The 18896-nt window shown below is 38.8% G+C and carries 19 protein-coding genes; 16 read left to right on the plus strand and 3 right to left on the minus strand.

The window, feature by feature from the left end:
* Positions 1-1228: MFS transporter (locus M983_RS14830; protein ID WP_157091976.1), on the plus strand; the 1228-nt coding region annotated here is incomplete at its 5' end.
* Positions 1229-1482: 254 nt separating this feature from the next.
* Positions 1483-1821 (plus strand): PTS system regulator TmaR, encoded by a 339-nt coding sequence (gene tmaR, locus M983_RS14835; protein WP_066752622.1) that lies wholly within the window; start codon positions 1483-1485, stop codon positions 1819-1821.
* Positions 1822-2030: 209 nt separating this feature from the next.
* On the opposite strand, the gene rne is transcribed toward tmaR, so the two are convergent.
* Complete coding sequence (gene rne / locus M983_RS14840) at positions 2031-5522, minus strand: ribonuclease E (protein WP_066752625.1); 3492 nt, start codon at positions 5520-5522, stop codon at positions 2031-2033.
* A gap of 530 nt (positions 5523-6052) precedes the next feature.
* Between rne and rluC the strand changes: the two genes are divergently transcribed.
* On the plus strand, positions 6053-7006 hold the full coding sequence (gene rluC / locus M983_RS14845; RefSeq protein ID WP_066752628.1) for a 23S rRNA pseudouridine(955/2504/2580) synthase RluC: 954 nt from the start codon (positions 6053-6055) through the stop codon (positions 7004-7006).
* A gap of 79 nt (positions 7007-7085) precedes the next feature.
* Here rluC and M983_RS14850 read toward each other — a convergent pair whose 3' ends face one another.
* Together M983_RS14850 and M983_RS14855 are read right to left on the minus strand one after the other, a co-directional pair.
* The gene (locus M983_RS14850) at positions 7086-7487 is read right to left on the minus strand and encodes a hypothetical protein (protein ID WP_066752631.1); all 402 of its coding nucleotides are present in this window, start codon (positions 7485-7487) and stop codon (positions 7086-7088) included.
* 47 nt (positions 7488-7534) lie between these two features.
* Positions 7535-8131 carry a Maf family protein gene (locus M983_RS14855; RefSeq protein WP_066752640.1) on the minus strand — a complete coding sequence of 199 codons (597 nt, stop codon included), beginning with the start codon at positions 8129-8131 and terminating at the stop codon, positions 7535-7537.
* A gap of 141 nt (positions 8132-8272) precedes the next feature.
* Between M983_RS14855 and yceD the strand changes: the two genes are divergently transcribed.
* The 13 genes from yceD (at position 8273) to M983_RS14920 (ending at position 18895) form a co-directional block, all read left to right on the plus strand.
* Entirely contained in the window at positions 8273-8806 is a 534-nt protein-coding gene (yceD, locus tag M983_RS14860) for a 23S rRNA accumulation protein YceD (protein ID WP_066752643.1), read from the plus strand.
* A 5-nt stretch (positions 8807-8811) separates the two neighbouring features.
* Positions 8812-8982, plus strand: coding sequence for a 50S ribosomal protein L32 (gene rpmF, locus M983_RS14865; protein WP_066752646.1), 171 nt, complete (start codon positions 8812-8814; stop codon positions 8980-8982).
* Between the two features lie 24 nt (positions 8983-9006).
* Positions 9007-10044, plus strand: a complete 1038-nt coding sequence (plsX, locus tag M983_RS14870; RefSeq protein ID WP_074388183.1) for a phosphate acyltransferase PlsX — start codon at positions 9007-9009, stop codon at positions 10042-10044.
* A 4-nt stretch (positions 10045-10048) separates the two neighbouring features.
* Positions 10049-11002, plus strand: coding sequence for a beta-ketoacyl-ACP synthase III (locus tag M983_RS14875; protein ID WP_066752652.1), 954 nt, complete (start codon positions 10049-10051; stop codon positions 11000-11002).
* 19 nt (positions 11003-11021) lie between these two features.
* Positions 11022-11954: an ACP S-malonyltransferase gene (gene fabD / locus M983_RS14880; RefSeq protein ID WP_066752655.1), complete on the plus strand. Its 933-nt coding sequence runs from the start codon at positions 11022-11024 to the stop codon at positions 11952-11954.
* An 8-nt stretch (positions 11955-11962) separates the two neighbouring features.
* Positions 11963-12697, plus strand: a complete 735-nt coding sequence (fabG, locus tag M983_RS14885) for a 3-oxoacyl-ACP reductase FabG (RefSeq protein ID WP_066752658.1) — start codon at positions 11963-11965, stop codon at positions 12695-12697.
* 158 nt (positions 12698-12855) lie between these two features.
* A complete protein-coding gene (acpP, locus tag M983_RS14890) occupies positions 12856-13092 on the plus strand; it encodes an acyl carrier protein (protein WP_004247087.1) in 237 nt (78 codons plus the stop codon).
* Positions 13093-13166: 74 nt separating this feature from the next.
* Positions 13167-14408 (plus strand): beta-ketoacyl-ACP synthase II, encoded by a 1242-nt coding sequence (gene fabF / locus M983_RS14895; RefSeq protein WP_066752661.1) that lies wholly within the window; start codon positions 13167-13169, stop codon positions 14406-14408.
* Positions 14409-14543: 135 nt separating this feature from the next.
* Entirely contained in the window at positions 14544-15371 is an 828-nt protein-coding gene (gene pabC / locus M983_RS14900) for an aminodeoxychorismate lyase (protein ID WP_066752664.1), read from the plus strand.
* A 17-nt stretch (positions 15372-15388) separates the two neighbouring features.
* Positions 15389-16411, plus strand: coding sequence for an endolytic transglycosylase MltG (gene mltG, locus M983_RS14905; RefSeq protein WP_066752667.1), 1023 nt, complete (start codon positions 15389-15391; stop codon positions 16409-16411).
* A gap of 2 nt (positions 16412-16413) precedes the next feature.
* Positions 16414-17061: a dTMP kinase gene (gene tmk, locus M983_RS14910; RefSeq protein ID WP_066752670.1), complete on the plus strand. Its 648-nt coding sequence runs from the start codon at positions 16414-16416 to the stop codon at positions 17059-17061.
* A complete protein-coding gene (holB, locus tag M983_RS14915; RefSeq protein ID WP_066752673.1) occupies positions 17058-18041 on the plus strand; it encodes a DNA polymerase III subunit delta' in 984 nt (327 codons plus the stop codon). The genes tmk and holB overlap by 4 nt, the downstream gene beginning before the upstream one ends.
* A gap of 68 nt (positions 18042-18109) precedes the next feature.
* A complete protein-coding gene (locus tag M983_RS14920) occupies positions 18110-18895 on the plus strand; it encodes a metal-dependent hydrolase (protein WP_066752676.1) in 786 nt (261 codons plus the stop codon).
* The last annotated feature ends 1 nt before the right edge of the window (position 18896 follow it).

An 18896-nucleotide genomic window follows, 5' to 3' on the forward strand; every position in this document is an offset into this window, starting at 1 on the left:
CTTAAGTGCGTTGCTTTTTTTCTTCTTTTTTACTTGGTCTTCATCATTTTCATTAATTTCTATTTGGCTAAACCAGTTTGTGGGGCTAAAAGGAACAGATACTGGATTAATATTTTCGGCTATTTCTTTAGTAGCTCTTTGTGCACAACCTTTATATGGATTTATTCAAGATAAATTAGGCTTGAGAAAAAATCTTTTATTAGTTATTGCAGCACTACTTATTCTTTCAGGCCCTTTTTTCATCGTATTTGCATCAATATTACGTTGGAATATTTATATAGGTTCAATCTTAGGTGGCCTATATGTTGGTATGACCTTTTTTGCAGGGATTGGCGTACTTGAATCTTATACTGAGCGTGTTAGTCGTATTCGTGGTTTTGAATATGGTAGGGCAAGAATGTGGGGTTCATTAGGTTGGGCGTCAGCGACATTTATTGCAGGTCATAATATTAATATTGATCCAAATTACAACTTTATAATGGCTTCTATTTCGGGTGTCATTTTCTTAATTCTTCTGACCTTATTGAAAACAAATAAATCTGATGCATTTAATCAATTAGAACATGGTAAAACATCTGAAATAACGATAAAAGATGCATTGAATCTTCTTTCTCTTCCTCGTTTTTGGGCGCTGATATTGTTTGTCATCGGAACTTGTGTCTATGGTGTTTATGACCAGCAATTCCCTGTTTTTTTCGCTTCTCAATTCTCTGTTGCTGAGCGAGGTAATGAGATGTACGGTTATCTCAATTCCTTGCAGGTATTCTTAGAAGCGGGAGGAATGTTCCTTGCGCCATTTTTAGTTAATAGAATTGGGGCTAAAAATGGTTTGATAGTCGCAAGTAGTGTTATGGCTGCAAGAATTATTGGTTCTGGTTTAGTTGAAGGTCCTGTCATGATTTCAATTATGAAATTATTGCATGCTGTTGAGTTACCAATATTGCTTATCTCAATTTTTAAATACAACAGCCAGCACTTTGATAAACGTTTATCTTCAACACTTTATTTAGTTGGTTTCCAATGTGTAAGTTCTATCGTTGCAACATTATTATCACCACTTGCTGGTTATGGGTATGATAATTATGGTTTTGCACCAACTTATATGGTGATGGGCTGTATGGTAATTAGTACAACATTGCTTTCAGCTATTTTCTTACGTTCTGATTCAAAAGCATTAGCTAACGAAGAAAATACGCCAGAATTAGAGAATAAAGCACATCCTGTGTAATTTACAACATCAAGTTTGTACTGCTGTTATTTGGCTACTGATGCATATTGGTAGCCATTTTTTTATTAACATTTTGACTATCGGTTTACGTGTTAAAGATTATTTACTATAGTAATTGAATAAATTCACTCTAATCATTTGTTTATTAAGCTAAATCAATTAATTTTGTAAACTTTACTTGTTTATTGACACGATTAAGCGATAATCTTAAATAGAGTTATTTATCTTAAATATCAATTGTAAAGGTGTAGGAAATGGATAACGCAAACAAGCCGTCTTTCCAAAACGTACTGGAGTTTGTGCGTATGTATCGTCGTAAAAACAAAATCCGTCGTGAGATCACTGACAATGAAAAGAAGATCCGCGATAACCAAAAACGTGTTCTGTTATTAGACAACTTAAGTGAATATATTAAGCCAGGTATGTCGATTGAAGATGTTCTGGGTATCATCGCGAATATGCGCAGTGATTATGAAGATCGTGTAGATGATTACATTATTAAAAATGCAGATCTGTCTAAAGAACGTCGTGAACTCTCTAAACAACTTAAAACCATGGGTGAGATCAAAGGTGTTTCTACTCCAAAAGAGTAGTCATTAAGTTGTTATAAAATGAATATTTTAGGCCTCTGAGTAAATTAACTCAGAGGTTTTTTTATACGTTAATTATATGACTTAAGTGATAGGCATATAGCTGTAAAATTCTGTTCAGATTTTTATTATAAAATAAAAGAACCCGCTAATAAGCGGGTTCTTTATATAACTTGACTATTGGTTATCAAATAATAGTCAGTAAATTGGCATTAATTTTTACTTTCAGCTTTTGTCATTGCAGAAGATGAATGGCTTGTTGAACGATGCCCACCTGCGCCATGGCGACCTTGTTTATCAAAGACAGGGCGAGTTTCCCACGCTTTAATGACAATATCAGCAGGTGCTTGTGGTGAAGCCGGTGCTTTTGTCATTGGTGCGCTTGCATGTAAATGGCGCACGCTAGGCTCTTGGCGTATTACAATATTAGTAACAGGCTTATTATCAGCTTCAAAATGAACCGATTCCTCTACTTTTTCTTCTGTATCTTTCACAATTTGAGTATCAGCATTGTTAGTATGCTCATCAACTTGCTCTGTAGAAACTGAAGGTTGAGCTGTAGGCGTTAACTCAGGTTCTGATTTAAGCGCCTGTTCATCCGCCACTTCTTCAACAGAAGTTTCTGGCAAATTATGCTCTTGTACTACTGATGAAGCTTCTTCTTTATCTGCATCATCTGCATCTGTTTGAGCTGGTGCTTCTTGTTGCTCATGTTTAGATGTTTCGTGTAGATAAGCCTCAGTAGTGGTTAATACTGCTGAAATGTTCTCTTTGCGAGTGACGCTATCTTCAGCATTAACGCTATCAATAATATTAGAAACAACACTTGTGTCGTTTTCTTTATTATCATGTTCACTATCAACATTATTTTCTTGAGGCACAGCAGCAACAATTTCAGCAACTGCTTCATTGTTTGTTTCTGTATTTACCGTTACTTCAAATGTTGATTCAGGCATTTCTTTTGTCGCAATATCCTGAACGATAGTCTCTGTAACTTCTGGTGTGATAGTCACTTGAGATTCGTTTTGAGTAACCACAACATTATTGGTTTCAGCTGTTTCTTCTTCAACAGTAACATCACTGACAGGCACAATAGGATAACGAACCCAAACTTTACCTGAAGCTAGTTCTGGTGACGCAACCGCCATAGAGATAGGAACAGGTGATGTTGTTAATGTACGCTCATCACGATAGCGACGACGACGCTGACCACTGACACGTAAATGGCGAGGAGAGCGACGAGAACGACGAGGCATCACATTATCTTGATTGTTAGTCTCTTCGTTTTTAGCTTCTTCTTGTGACTTAGTTGCATCAGGCAATGCTTTTACAGCCTCAGTATTTGAAGGTGCTTTTTCCTCAGCCACAACTTTAGGTGTTTGAGGTTTTGTGATATCAACCGGCTTATTCGTTGTTGCTACAGGTGGCTCAGAAACAACCTTCACATCAGTTGGCGTATTTACTGTATCAACAGGAGCTACAACCGCATTATCTGTAACGCGAACAGACTGTGTTAACTGACGACGAGTTCGGCGCTGCATTGGCGGACGACGATTTTCCTCTTTCTTCTCAGTATTTTCTTTCGTATTAGCGTTAGCGTCGTTTTCAGTTGATTGTGCTTTAGCTGCTTCTTGTTGCTTTTGACGCTTCTCTTCTTGGCGACGACGTTGCTCAGCACGTTGTTCACGGCGTTGTTGACGACGTGCTTCACGTTCTACTGCTTCTTGCTCATTCTGTTCATTATTTATTGAATTTACAGGTGCAGCTACTGGCGTTTGTGTTTTTTGGTTACGATTTTTACGATTGTCATCGTTGTTATTCGCATTATCACGATCACGGTCGTTATCGCGATCACGGCGATTATTATTGTTACGTCGATTGTTATTATTACGACGTTCACGACGATTATCGTTGTTTTCTTTTTTCGTTTCTTGTGGTTTCTCTTCTACTATAGGCTCTGGTTGAGCGGCAAATAAATTAGAGAAAAATTTCTTAATAGAAGCAAACAAGCCACTATCTTGTGTTTTTTCTGTTTTAGCACAAGCAACTTGAGGCGTATGTGGTTTCTGACTTTTAGCTGTATCAGATGTATTTTCAGATTGTAATCCAAACGCGGAGATAGCAGGCTGCTCTGGCAATTTACGTTCAGCAACCACTTCATCTTCAGCTTCATTAGAATGACTTTCGTGATATTGCGAAAGGTTATAGCTAAGGGAAGAAATTTCTTCACCTTTACGCACACGAATAACAGAGAAGTGTGGGGTTTGCATTTGATCGTTAGGAACGATAACCACTTTCACATTAGATTGACGCAATTCAATATCAGTAACTGCTTTGCGTTTTTCATTAAGCAGATAAGAAGCGATTTGCACTGGTACTATAGCGTGTACTTCATGCGTATTTTCTTTTAGCGCTTCCTCTTCAATGAGACGTAATACAGAAAGAGATAACGATTCATTATCACGAATAGTCCCTGTCCCCAAACAACGAGGACAAACATGATGGCTTGATTCACCTAAAGAAGGGCTTAATCGCTGACGTGACATCTCTAATAAGCCAAAGCGAGAAATACGGCCTATTTGGATACGTGCTCTATCTTGTCGTACAGCTTCACGAATTCTATTTTCCACTTCACGTTGATGACGAACAGGGGTCATATCGATAAAGTCGATAACAATTAATCCTCCTAAGTCGCGTAAACGTAATTGACGGGCAATTTCATCCGCAGCTTCTAAGTTGGTATTAAAAGCGGTTTCTTCAATGTCACCACCACGTGTTGAACGTGATGAGTTAATATCAATAGCAGTCAGTGCTTCTGTTGTATCAATAACCAGAGCACCGCCTGATGGTAACCGAACTTCACGTTGGAAAGCCGATTCAATTTGAGATTCGATTTGATAATGGCTAAACAGTGGCACTGCGCCAGTATAATGGCGGATTTTGCTAGCAAAATCACCACGGCCTATCGCTTCGATATGGCTACGCGCCATTTCAACCACTTTTGCGTTATCAATCAAGATTTCGCCAATATCTGGTCGTAAATAGTCACGGAAAGCACGAACAATAACATTACTTTCTTGATGAATTAAAAAAGGAGCAGGGCGATTTTCTGCTGCTTTTTTTATCGCATCCCAATGCCTTAGGCGATAGCTTAGATCTTGTTGTAACGCTTCAGCTGATTTACCTACACCAGCAGTACGAACAATAAGACCCATACCATCAGGGATTTCAAGGCTAGATAATGCTTCTTTTAATTCAGTGCGATCTTCACCTTCAATACGGCGAGAAATACCGCCAGCACGTGGATTGTTAGGCATTAAGACTAAATAGCTACCAGCAAGGCTAATAAAGGTAGTTAAAGCTGCACCTTTGTTACCACGCTCTTCTTTATCTACCTGAACAATAACTTCTTGGCCCTCTTTTAAGACATCTTTGATGTTAGGACGACCATGAGAGTGATAATTACTAGGGAAATATTCGCGGGCTATCTCTTTGATAGGAAGGAAACCGTGGCGTTCCGCACCATAATCAACAAAAGCGGCTTCTAAGCTGGGTTCAATTCGAGTGATTTTACCTTTATAGATATTGGCTTTCTTTTGTTCATGACCGGGGCTTTCGATATCCAAATCATATAAACGTTGCCCATCAACAAGAGCAACACGCAACTCTTCTTGTTGAGTCGCGTTAATTAACATTCTTTTCATATTGTGACTTACTCGTTATTTTCACGATTTATAATCTGCCACTAACATACGTAACTACACTACTGATAACCGATGACCTCGTGTCTTTTACAAATGCGCCAACCTCACGGTTGTCGATTGTATAGAGGTGCAATATGTCGGTGAGTCTGATTTTAGTTCTAAAATTCAGCACTCGTTAATTGAAACATAATGTTTCAACTCAGCAAGTGACCTATTTGTGGCATACTAAATTGTTTGATTTTCGACTATGTCTTACGCCATTGCTGCATTTTGAATATCAAACAAACAAAATTTCATAAATATACCTGATAAACATAATCAGGAGAGTATGCATTATTCCATTGGTCTTAGGGTTATAGCAAGATGACTTTTCTGCTTTAGTGACTTTTTCTGTATAAATATGAGAGATTAGTTAATGTTTCGTCTTTTTTCTAATAATCAGGGTAAAATAGGCGACAGAATTGATGTTATTTTGTTCACCAATAAATAATTGGTCATTTTTATTTTAAGAGAGTCAAAGAATCGCCACTATGAAATCATTTAATCAAGTTCAATTCGTCACCATTGATGGCGATGAAGCAGGCCAACGAATAGACAATTTTTTATTGGCACGTTTAAAAGGCGTGCCAAAAAGTATGATATATCGGATTATTCGTAAAGGCGAAGTTCGAGTAAATAAAGGGCGAATTAAACCTGAATATAAATTAAATGCAGGTGACTCTATTCGAATACCACCTGTCCGCATTGCTGAAAAAGAAGAAACGGCGATTTCTCCTAAACTTGATAAAGTTTCTGCTTTAGCAAACTGCATTTTGTATGAAGATGATCATATTATGTTGATCAATAAACCATCAGGTACAGCAGTGCATGGCGGAAGTGGGTTAAGTTTTGGCGTGATTGAAGGATTACGAGCACTACGCCCTGAAGCGCGCTTTTTAGAGCTTGTTCATCGTTTAGACAGAGATACCTCTGGTGTATTATTAATTGCCAAAAAACGTTCTGCATTACGGGCTTTACATGAGCAACTGCGCTTAAAACAGATGCAAAAAGATTATTTAGCTCTGGTTCGCGGACAATGGCAATCTCACACTAAAGTGGTTCAAGCGCCTTTGCTTAAAAACCTTTTACAAAGTGGTGAGCGCGTTGTGAAAGTTAGCAGTGAAGGTAAAGCATCAGAAACGCGTTTTAAAGTTGAAGAGCGTTTTGAATTCGCAACGTTGGTGAAGGCAAGCCCTGTGACGGGAAGAACTCATCAAATCCGTGTTCATACATTACATGCAGGCCATCCTATTGCATTTGATGATAGATATGGTGATCGTGATTTTGATGCTCAATTAGCCTCAACAAAGCTTAACCGCTTATTTTTACATGCTAATTCATTAACTTTTACGCATCCTGCAACAGGTGAACAATTACGTATAGAAGCGCCTATGGATAATAAGCTTCGTTATTGTTTGCAAGTGTTACGTAGCCAAAAATCATAATATTTATATTACAGTCTATAGATAACAATAATGCGCTCAATAGGGCGCATTATTGTTGTTAAGATTAAAATTTTAATATCTAACTATCTAATTTTTTTACACATTGAGAAACTACACTGTCAATATTCCACTTTTCAGGTACTGTTTTTGACTTACCATCACGAATATCTTTATCAATACGAATAAACTCCGCAATGCCTTGTTCTTCTATGATGCTGTTATAGGTACAACCACAAACTTCTGTAATTTGTGGTATTAATGCATCTTCAGTAATACCTGAGCCTGATATGCAACTATTGATAAAATTCTTTTTAATACTCGCTTTTTCATCATGTGTGGGTTTGGGTAATTCACTTTTTTGTATTGTATTGCTGGTATTATCGTTCTTAACAATTATTGATTCTTTTTCTTTTTCATCAGAACAACCAGTGAAGGTGGTTACAATAATAAGAGCGGCAAAGAGGGAGGCTAATTTATTCATATTACGCTATATCGCTAGTGTGATTTAATTTAAGATGATAAATAGGATTATTGATCATCAGTGATAAGTAATGGATTTATTTTTTGTGAGAGTAACATTTTATTCAATCGGATTAGTGGCAAACCGACTAAAGAATTTGGATCATCACCTTCTAACTTATCAAATAAAGTAATTCCTAATCCCTCACATTTAAAACTACCTGCACAGTAAAAAGGTTTTTCTTTATTTAAGTATCCGATAATTTCATTATCTGTCAAATGACGAAAATAAACATAAAATAATTCACAATGGCTTTTATGTTCATTTGTTGAGCTATTATATAGTGTTAATCCGGTATAAAAAATGACGCATTGCCCTGATGCTTGCTTTAATTGTGCAAATGCATTCTCAAAATTAAGTGGTTTCCCTGTTATTTTATTATTTAATACACACACTTGATCTGAACCAATAATAAGATGATTGGGAAATTTTGCTTGTAAAATACTGGCTTTTTCATAGGATAGACGGGTGACAAGATCTTGTGCGCTTTCAGCGTGCATAGGTGTTTCGTCAATCTCTGGAGAGTCCTGTATAAAGGGTATTCCAAGCTTTTTCAGTATCTGAGCCCGAAATGGTGAAGACGACGCAAGAATGAGTGGCAACATATTTTTTTTAAAATCCGTAGCAAAATGATGCCTGACATTCTAAACTATGCGCCGCTGATAAAGCGAATTTTGGTGGAAAGGTGTAGATAAACCGCCTTTTTCTTTGACTATATCCCATTACAAAGATAATATGCGCGCCTTATGCAAAAGGTAAAATTACCCCTGACCATTGATGCGCTGCGAGCAGCTCAGAAGAAATTAGACTATAACGGTCATTATTCTCCTGAACAGTTTAGCCGCTTAGCTGAATCGGTGGTCAGTGTGGACAGTAATATAGATGTGGCTTTATCATTTGATATCGACCATCAACGTTTGGCAGTTATCAAGGGACATTCCGATGTGGATGTCACTTTAGAGTGTCAACGTTGTGGTGGCCATTTTCCTTATCATGTTCACACAACATATTGTTTTAGCCCTGTTGTCAGTGATGAACGGGCTGAAGCATTACCGGAAGAATATGAACCAGTCGACGTAGACGAATTTGGTGAAATAAATTTGCTGGCAATGATTGAAGATGAAATAATCCTCAACTTGCCGGTGGTTCCGGTTCATGATTTTGAACACTGTGAAGTGTCCGACGCGGATCAGGTTTTCGGTGAACTCCCTGAGGAATTATCAGAGAAACCGAATCCATTTGCCGTATTAGCCAGTTTAAAGAAAAGTACTAAGGAGTAAGGTCAATGGCCGTACAACAAAACAAACCAACTCGTTCTAAACGTGGTATGCGTCGCTCTCATGACGCACTGACAGCAACTCATGTTTCTGTTGACAAAACTACTGGTGAAACTCACCTGCGTCACCATGTAACGGCTGACGGTTACTACCGTGGTCGCAAAGTTATCAACAAGTAATTAGCTTTATAGCTCGTTGATACTTTGACAAATCTAACCATAGCGTTAGATGCGATGGGCGGGGACTTCGGTCCTCGTATCACAGTGCCTGCTTGTTTGCAGGCGCTGGCATCTAATCCTCATTTAAAAATATTGCTGGTAGGTCAACCAGACGCTATCTCTCCTTTGCTTGCAAAACAAAATGCTGAGCTAATCTCCCGTTTACATATTATACCGGCTGAACATGTTGTCGCGAATGATGCGAAACCTTCACAAGCTATTAGAGCAAGTAAAGGTACATCAATGAGAGTGGCTCTTGATCTGGTGAAAGCAGGTGATGCACAAGCTTGTGTAAGTGCAGGTAATACCGGCGTGTTAATGGGGTTAGCAAAACTTCGACTGAAGTCTATTGAAGGAATTGAGCGTCCTGCATTAGTTTCTGTGTTACCCAACCAGAAAAAAGGTAAGACAGTTGTTCTTGATTTAGGCGCTAACGTCAACTGTGATAGTCAAATGCTTGTTCAATTTGCTGTCATGGGTGCGGTAATGGCTGAAGAAATTGCAGAAATTGAGACACCAAAGGTTGCCCTTTTAAACATTGGTGAAGAAGAAAGTAAGGGATTAGATAATATCCGCGAAGCTGCTACGATCCTTAGAACAACACCGAATATTAACTATATCGGTTATGTAGAAGGAAATGAGTTACTAACAGGCAAAACAGATGTTTTGGTATGTGACGGCTTCGCAGGTAATGTTTCCTTAAAAACAATGGAAGGTGTGATTCGTGTTTTTCTTTCATTGATTAAATCTTCATCTAATGAAAATAAAAAAACATCGTGGTGGATGAAATTATTGAAGAAGTGGCTACAAAAACGGCTAATTAAGCGTTTTGGGCATATGAACCCCGACCAGTATAACGGCGCTTCTCTGTTAGGATTACGCGGTATCGTCATTAAAAGCCATGGTGGCGCAAATGAAAATGCATTTGCAGCAGCAATAGAACAGGCTGTTCAGGCCGTTGACCGACAAATTCCTGAGCGAATAGCGGCACGACTGACGACAGTATTACCCAAGAGTGATTGATAGAATGTATACAAAAATCTTAGGTACTGGTAGTTACTTGCCTGTACAAGTGCGGACTAATGCAGATTTAGAAAAAATGGTTGAGACCTCTGATGAATGGATTGTGACAAGAACAGGCATTCAAGAGCGTCGAATTGCAACACACGAAGAAACTGTTGCCGTCATGGGCACAGGTGCCGCTGAAAATGCATTAGACATGGCTGGCATTGATAAAGAAGAAATTGGTTTAATTATTGTAGCTACGACATCTGGTTCTCACGCATTTCCAAGTGCGGCTTGTCAAATTCAAGGTGCTTTAGGTATCTCTGATTGCATCGCATTTGATGTTGCAGCAGCGTGTTCTGGGTTTGTATATGCATTAAGCATTGCTGATCAATTCATTAAAGCTGGCACAATAAAGCATGCGTTAGTCATTGGTGCTGATAGATTGTCCCATGCGTTAGATCCTAACGATCGTGGTACTATTATTTTATTTGGTGATGCAGCGGGTGCCGTTGTTGTCGGTGCGTCACAAGAACAAGGTATTATTTCTACTCATTTGCATTCTGATGGGCGTTTTGGCGAATTATTAGCGCTACCTTATCAGGATAGAGTCGAAGAGCCTTCACCTGCTTATGTCACAATGGCAGGGAATGAAGTTTTTAAAGTTGCAGTTCGTGAACTTGCCCACATTGTGGACGAGACATTAGAAGCAAATAACATTGATAAATCCGAACTCGACTGGCTTGTGCCTCATCAAGCAAATTTACGCATTATTTCAGCAACAGCGAAAAAGCTGGATATGACAATGGATAAAGTCGTGGTGACACTAAATCGCCATGGTAATACATCAGCAGCCTCTGTCCCTACAGCCTTAGATGAAGCTGTCAGAGATAACCGTATTCAACGTGGCCAATTGATTTTACTTGAGGCATTTGGTGGCGGTTTTACTTGGGGTTCTGCACTTATCCGTTTTTAATATTATCAGGAAAATAGATATGTCTGATTTTGCAATGGTTTTCCCTGGACAGGGATCACAAACAGTTGGAATGCTGTCAGATTTGGCACAGCAATATCCAATAGTGACTGAAACATTTGCCCAAGCCTCAGAAGTATTAGGCTATTCACTTTGGGATTTAGTTCAAAACGGCCCTGAAGAAGAGTTAAACAAGACTTGGAAAACACAGCCAGCATTATTAGCGGCCTCTGTCGCAATCTGGCGTGTATGGCAAGAAAAACAAGGCAAAATGCCACAAATGATGGCAGGTCACAGTCTTGGTGAGTATTCTGCATTAGTCTGTGCAGGTGTGATTGATTTTACAGCTGCGATTAAACTCGTTGAGTTACGTGGCCAATTAATGCAAGAAGCTGTACCCGCGGGTACAGGTGCAATGTATGCCATTATTGGTTTAGATAATGACGCAATTGCAAAAGCCTGTGAAGAAGCGGCACAAGGCCAAGTGGTTTCACCTGTGAATTATAATTCACCAGGTCAAGTTGTGATTGCTGGTAATAAAGAAGCGGTAGAACGTGCTGGCGCGCTTTGTAAAGAAGCGGGCGCAAAACGTGCATTACCTCTAGCGGTTAGTGTGCCATCGCATTGTGCGCTAATGGCTCCAGCAGCAGAAAAGCTCGCTGTGGCATTACAAAATATCGAATTTAAACAACCTGAAATTCAGGTGATTAATAATGTTGATGTAAAAGCGCAAACAGATGCAAATGCAATCCGTGATGCGTTGGTTCGTCAGTTATATAATCCAGTAAGATGGACTGAAACTGTTGAACTTATGGCTGAAAAAGGCATTACTCAACTATTAGAAATGGGTCCAGGTAAAGTATTAACAGGCTTAACTAAACGTATTTCTAAAGAAATGAACGCTGTAGCAGTTAATGATCTTGCATCATTAGACGTTGCATTAGGAAATGACTGAGGGATCTCATGGGATTTGACGGAAAAATAGCGCTAGTTACTGGTGCCAGCCGTGGTATCGGTCGTGCAATTGCTGAAGATTTAGTTGCACGTGGTGCGACTGTAATTGGAACAGCAACGAGTGAAAACGGTGCACAAGCCATCAGTGAATATTTAGGCGATAAAGGCAAAGGTTTTGTGCTCAATGTCACAGAAAATGAGTCTATCGAAAAATTTTTGGCAGATGTGCGCGCTGAATTTGGCGAAATTGATATTTTAGTCAATAATGCAGGTATTACTCGTGACAACCTGTTGATGCGCATGAAAGATGATGAGTGGCAAGATATTATTGACACAAATCTTTCATCAGTCTTCCGTCTGTCTAAAGCAGTTATGCGTGCTATGATGAAAAAACGTTATGGTCGCATAATTACGATTGGTTCTGTAGTTGGAACCATGGGTAATGCGGGACAGGCAAACTACGCGGCAGCAAAAGCGGGTGTGATTGGTTTTAGTAAATCATTAGCACGCGAAGTTGCTTCCCGTGGCATTACGGTAAATGTTGTTGCTCCTGGTTTTATCGAAACTGATATGACAAGAGCATTAACAGAAGACCAAAGAGCAGGTATCTTGTCTCAGGTTCCTGCTAACCGTTTAGGTGATGCCAAAGAGATTGCCAGTGCTGTAGCTTTCTTAGCTTCTGATGAAGCAAGCTATATCACAGGTGAAACATTACATGTCAATGGTGGCATGTATATGATCTAATTATGGGAACGTCTTTATATTTGCTTTTTGCGTACATTATAATGCAAAATATAGTAAATAAAGTAGTTCACACAGTCGGGATTGATTAGCATCTTTTCCTGTATTTATAAACTAAGAAAATCATCGCGCAAGCGAGTTTTGATAGGAAATTTAATAGTATGAGCACTATCGACGAACGCGTTAAGAAAATCATTGTTGAACAACTGGGTGTTAAAGAGGAAGAAGTTGTAAATTCGGCTTCATTTGTTGATGACTTAGGCGCTGATTCTCTTGACACAGTTGAGCTGGTAATGGCTCTGGAAGAAGAATTCGATATCGAAATCCCAGACGAAGAAGCAGAAAAAATTACTACAGTTCAAGCTGCTATTGATTACGTTGAAAACGCAGGTAAATAAGTCTGCTAATCTAGGCGGTCACTCGACCGCCTATAATTTTAATCCTAAACTTTTTCCCTCCTTGGAGGATAAGCGTGTCTAAGCGTCGTGTAGTTGTGACCGGACTAGGCATGTTATCTCCTGTCGGTAATAACGCAGAAGCTTCTTGGAAAGCTGTGTGTGCTGGACAGAGTGGTATCAGCCTTATCGAAGATTTTGACACCAGTCATCATGCGACAAAGTTCGCTGGATTGGTAAAAGATTTTAATCATGAAGACTATAATCTTTCGCGTAAAGATGCGCGTAAGATGGATCTCTTCATTCAGTATGGTATTGCTGCAGGGGTTCAGGCCATTGCGGATTCAGGTCTAGAAGTAACAGAAGCCAATGCAAGTCGTATTGGAGCTGCTATTGGTTCTGGTATTGGTGGCTTAGGCCTTATCGAGGAAAACCATTCTTCTTTAGAGAAGGGCGGCCCTCGTAAAATTAGCCCATTCTTTGTTCCTTCAACCATAATTAATATGGTTGCTGGGCATTTAAGTATTATTTATGGTCTGCGTGGTCCTACAATATCTATTGCAACAGCTTGTACATCAGGTGTGCATAATATTGGACATGCTGCTCGCATTATTGCTTACGGCGATGCTGATGCGATGTTAGCAGGCGGTGCTGAAAAAGCAACAACACCATTAGGTGTTGGCGGTTTTGGTGCAGTACGTGCATTATCTACACGTAATGATAATCCTCAAGCAGCAAGTCGCCCATGGGATAAAGATCGTGATGGTTTTGTACTCGGTGATGGCGCCGGTGTTCTTGTTCTTGAAGAATATGAACATGCTAAAAAACGTGGTGCAAAAATCTATGCTGAAGTTGTTGGTTTTGGTATGAGTAGTGATGCTTATCACATGACTTCTCCTGCTGAAAACGGTGCTGGTGCTGCGCTTGCAATGGAAAACTCACTGAATGATGCAAGTATTACTCCATCTCAAGTGGGTTACATCAATGCTCACGGTACATCAACTAATGCTGGTGATATTGCTGAAGCGCAAGCAGTAGAGGCTATATTTGGTCAAGGCACAGATGTACTAGTAAGTTCGACAAAATCGATGACAGGGCACTTATTAGGTGCAGCTGGCGCGATTGAATCTATCTTTACTATTCTTGCATTACGTGACCAAATCGTACCACCGACTATCAATCTTGATAATCAAGACGAAAATTGTCATCTTGATTTTGTACCTCATAAAGCACGTAAAGTGGAAAACATGGAATACGCTCTATGTAATTCATTTGGCTTTGGTGGTACAAATGGCTCAATTCTCTTTAAGCGTGTCTAATCCGTTTACGGCAGAAAGCTAAACGACTAATCGAAAGGCTCAGAATATTCTGGGCCTTTTATTTTGTCCTTTTCTTGCCAATTGTTTATGATGTATGGCTTAATATCAATAACATAGATGTTGAATGGGGCAATAATGTATTGGATAAATGGACAACAGCAACGATATATCGATGCGAGTGATCGCGCCATACAATTTGGTGATGGTTGTTTTACAACAATTGCAATAAAAAACACAAAACCATTACTATTATCTGCACATATTCAACGGCTTCAACAAGGTTGTAGCGCGCTTTATTTACCTGAGCCTGATTGGATATCTCTTAAAAACCATCTTATTGATATTGCTGCACTGACACAAGATAACTCAGTGATAAAAGTCATTATCAGCAGAGGTTCAGGTGGACGTGGTTATTCACCTAAAGGATTGACTAAAGCGACTGTTATCACATCACTGGCTTCTTACCCTGACCATTATGAAAAACAACAAAATAATGGTATTTGTTTAGAAATAAGCCCGATATTATTAGGGCAAAATGCCCAATTAGCTGGTATTAAACATTTAAATCGTCTAGAACAAGTCCTAATTAAGTATCATTTAGAAACAACAAATGCTGATGATGTGCTGGTATGTAATCATGATGGTTATTTAGTTGAAGCAAATGCAGCCAATCTTTTTTGGCGAAAGGGGAATGATATTTTTACACCAGATCTTAGTTTATCTGGAGTGAACGGCATCATGCGCCAAGTAGTTATACAATTCGCACTAAAAATGCAGTGGGGGATGAATATTGTCAATGTAACAACAGAAACACTCTATGATGCAGATGAAATTTGGTTAACAAACACACTGATGCCAGTTATTCCTGTTAATTGCATCCATTTTTCAGAGAATAAGCACTTTGAATATCCTAATAGAGATTATTATCATGTTGTTTTACAACACTGTTTATCACTTGAATAGAGTTTAATGAGTCGTCAATGAAGAGAAAAAAAATAGTGTGGATAGTTTTGCTTGTGGTTATTATTGCGTTAGGCGCGATAGCACTACATGTTATGCAAAATATTCGTAGCTTTGAAAATAGCGTTGTTGTAACACAAGATGAAAAACTACTGACTGTACCCGCAGGTACGGGGCGTGTTGCTATGGAACAGCTATTAATTAAAGAAAAGCTCTTAAAAGAGGGCAGTTACTTTCAAATTTTTCTAAAAATAAAACCAGAATTGAGCCAATTTAAAGCAGGTACTTATCGTTTAACGAAAGGTATGACACTTGAAGATATCTTATTGTTAATTGAAAGTGGCAAAGAAGCCCAATTCACTATTCGTTTTATTGAAGGAAGTAAGCTTAGTGATTGGAACGCTATTTTTGAACAAGCACCAGAATTAAGCATTGTTTCTACATCAATGGATGGTGAAAAATTTCGTCAAGAAGTTGGTATCAAGCCTGAAATAGAAAATTTAGAAGGGTGGTTTGCGCCTGATACATACCATTACACCGCAGGTACGAGTGATGTCGCAATTTTAAAACGCGCTTATCAACAAATGAATAAAACATTAGAAGAAGAGTGGATTAAGCGCGATAGTGATTTACCTTATAATTCTGCTTATGAAATGTTGATAATGGCCTCGATCATTGAAAAAGAGACAGCAATTGAAGCGGAAAGAACAAAAGTGGCATCTGTTTTTATTAATCGTTTAAAAAAGAATATGAGATTACAAACAGATCCAACTGTTATTTATGGATTAGGTGATAAATATCGTGGCACGATTTATCGCAGTGACTTAAATGGCTATACTCCTTATAACACTTATCAAATTGATGGGTTACCACCCACACCAATAGCAATGCCAAGTGTTGCTTCAATAAAAGCTGCCGCCCATCCTGCCGATACGCGTTATCTTTATTTTGTCGCTGATGGCACAGGTGGTCATAAATTTTCAACAACATTAACGGAACATAATAAAGCCGTCGCCCAATATCGACGCTTACAGCAAAGATAATTATGAACAACAGCAAATTTATTGTTATTGAAGGACTAGAGGGTGCAGGTAAAACCAGCGCAATTCAAACTGTCGTTGATACGTTAAAGCAAAAAGGTATTACCAATCTTGCTTTTACGCGTGAACCTGGTGGTACACCACTTGCTGAGAAACTAAGAGAATTAATCAAGCAAGGTATTGATGGCGAAAAAGTGACAGATAAAGCAGAACTATTAATGCTGTATGCAGCACGAGTTCAACTTGTTGAAAATGTGATTAAACCTGCTTTAGCTTCAGGTAAATGGGTTATAGGTGATAGGCACGATCTTTCATCTCAAGCTTATCAAGGTGGCGGTCGTAATCTTGATAAATCTTTAATGCTATCGTTACGTGATACGGTATTAGGTGATTTCAAACCGGATCTTACTTTATATCTTGATTTAGAACCTGAAATTGGCCTTGCAAGAGCGAGAGCAAGAGGCGAACTCGATAGAATTGAGAAAGAATCAATGGCGTTTTTCCACCGCACTCGTGAACGCTATCAGGCTTTGGCAAAGGATGATAAATCGATTATCACTATAGATGCCTCGCAATCGATAGATAAAGTACAAGCCGATATTCGAGATACATTATTGGCATGGATAGCTCAGCAGGAAAATAAATCACTATGAATTGGTATCCTTGGCTAAATCAGGCATATCGACAACTTATCAGCATGTATCAAGAAGGGCGTGGACATCATGCGCTTTTACTCCATGCACTACAAGGAATGGGAATTGAAGCACTCTCTTATGGCATAAGTCGTTGGTTAATGTGTCAGAATAAACAAGGATTAAAAAGCTGTAATGAGTGCCATAGTTGCCGACTCATGTTGGCAGAAACACATCCTGATTGGCATGTTATTTCATGCGAAAAAGGTAAATCGTCAATTGGTATTGAAGTAGTAAGAAAAATAACTGAAAAGCTTGAACACCGTGCCCAACAAGGCGGTGCTAGAGTTGTTTGGATTAAAGATACACAAGCGTTAACAGAAGCGGCTGCCAACGCATTACTGAAAACGTTAGAAGAGCCACCAGAAAATACCTATTTCATACTGAATTGCCAACAACCAGAGATATTATTGGCAACATTACGTAGTCGTTGTTTTAGCTATCATTTGGCCTCACCTAATCTTGAACAAGCGGCTCATTGGCTACATCAACAGTTAGCTTCAAGTACTTATGCCGATAGCATTACGGCTTTAAATTTATCTCAAGGTGCACCTGTTTTAGCGCTTTCTTTATTAAAAGATGAATGGCAAGAAAGAGACACCTTTTGCCAAGCGTTATATGGTAGCTTGCAACAACACAATTTATATGCGCTTTTGCCTCAATTAAATCAAGATAATGCAGAAAAACGACTATATTGGTTACTCTCATTATTAATTGATGCATTAAAGCTTCAAGCTCATGCGCAAGCGTATTGTGTCAATCAAGATAGGCAACCTTTAATTATTGCTTTATCACAACTTCCATCATCTGTTTTGCTAACGGTGATTGATGGCTTAAAAACGTGTCGCCATCAACTTATGACCATACCATCACTGAATAAAGAGTTATTATTAGCAGAACAGCTATTAGATTGGGAACGCCAATTAGCGGTATCACGTTAATTATTTTCGATATAGGTAGACCTAGCCGTGATACCCAATAAACAACAGTTTTAAAATGAGAGTACGTTATGTTTTTAGTTGATTCACATTGCCATCTTGATTGCTTAGATTATGAAAAACTCCATGAAAATATTGATGATGTTATCAATAAAGCACAGCAACGAGACGTGCAATATATGTTAGCAGTAGCAACCACGTTACCCGGATTTAAACATATGCGAACGCTAATTGGTAAACGTGACAATATTTCTTTTTCTTGTGGTATGCATCCACTAAATCTAGATGAAGGTCATGATGTTGCAGAGCTTGCCTGTTTAGCTGCACAAGATGATGTCGTAGCGTTGGGAGAAACAGGACTAGATTATTACTATCAACAAGATAATGCTCAATTACAACGTGAAATGTTCCGTGAACATCTACGTATTGGTAGAGACGTTAATAAACCCGTTATTGTGCATACACGTAGTGCGCGTGAAGATACTCTTACTATTTTAAGAGAAGAGAAAGTGCAAGATTGCGGTGGAGTCTTGCATTGTTTTACCGAAGATAAAGAAACTGCCATTGAGTTACTTGATTTGGGAATGTACATCTCTTTTTCAGGAATTGTAACATTTAAAAATGCAGAGCAAATAAGAGAAGCAGCACGTGTTGTTCCACTTGATAGAATTTTAATTGAAACAGATTCGCCTTATTTAGCACCAGTTCCTTATCGTGGCAAAGAAAACCAACCCGCCTATGTGCGAGATGTTGCAGAATATATGGCGGTATTAAAAGGGGTTAGCGTTGAAGAGTTAGCCGCTCAAACAACACGTAATTTTGCGAATTTGTTCCATATTAATAATTTACCTATTTAAA

The organism is Proteus myxofaciens ATCC 19692 (assembly GCF_001654855.1).
In the GTDB taxonomy this organism is placed as follows: domain Bacteria; phylum Pseudomonadota; class Gammaproteobacteria; order Enterobacterales; family Enterobacteriaceae; genus Proteus; species Proteus myxofaciens.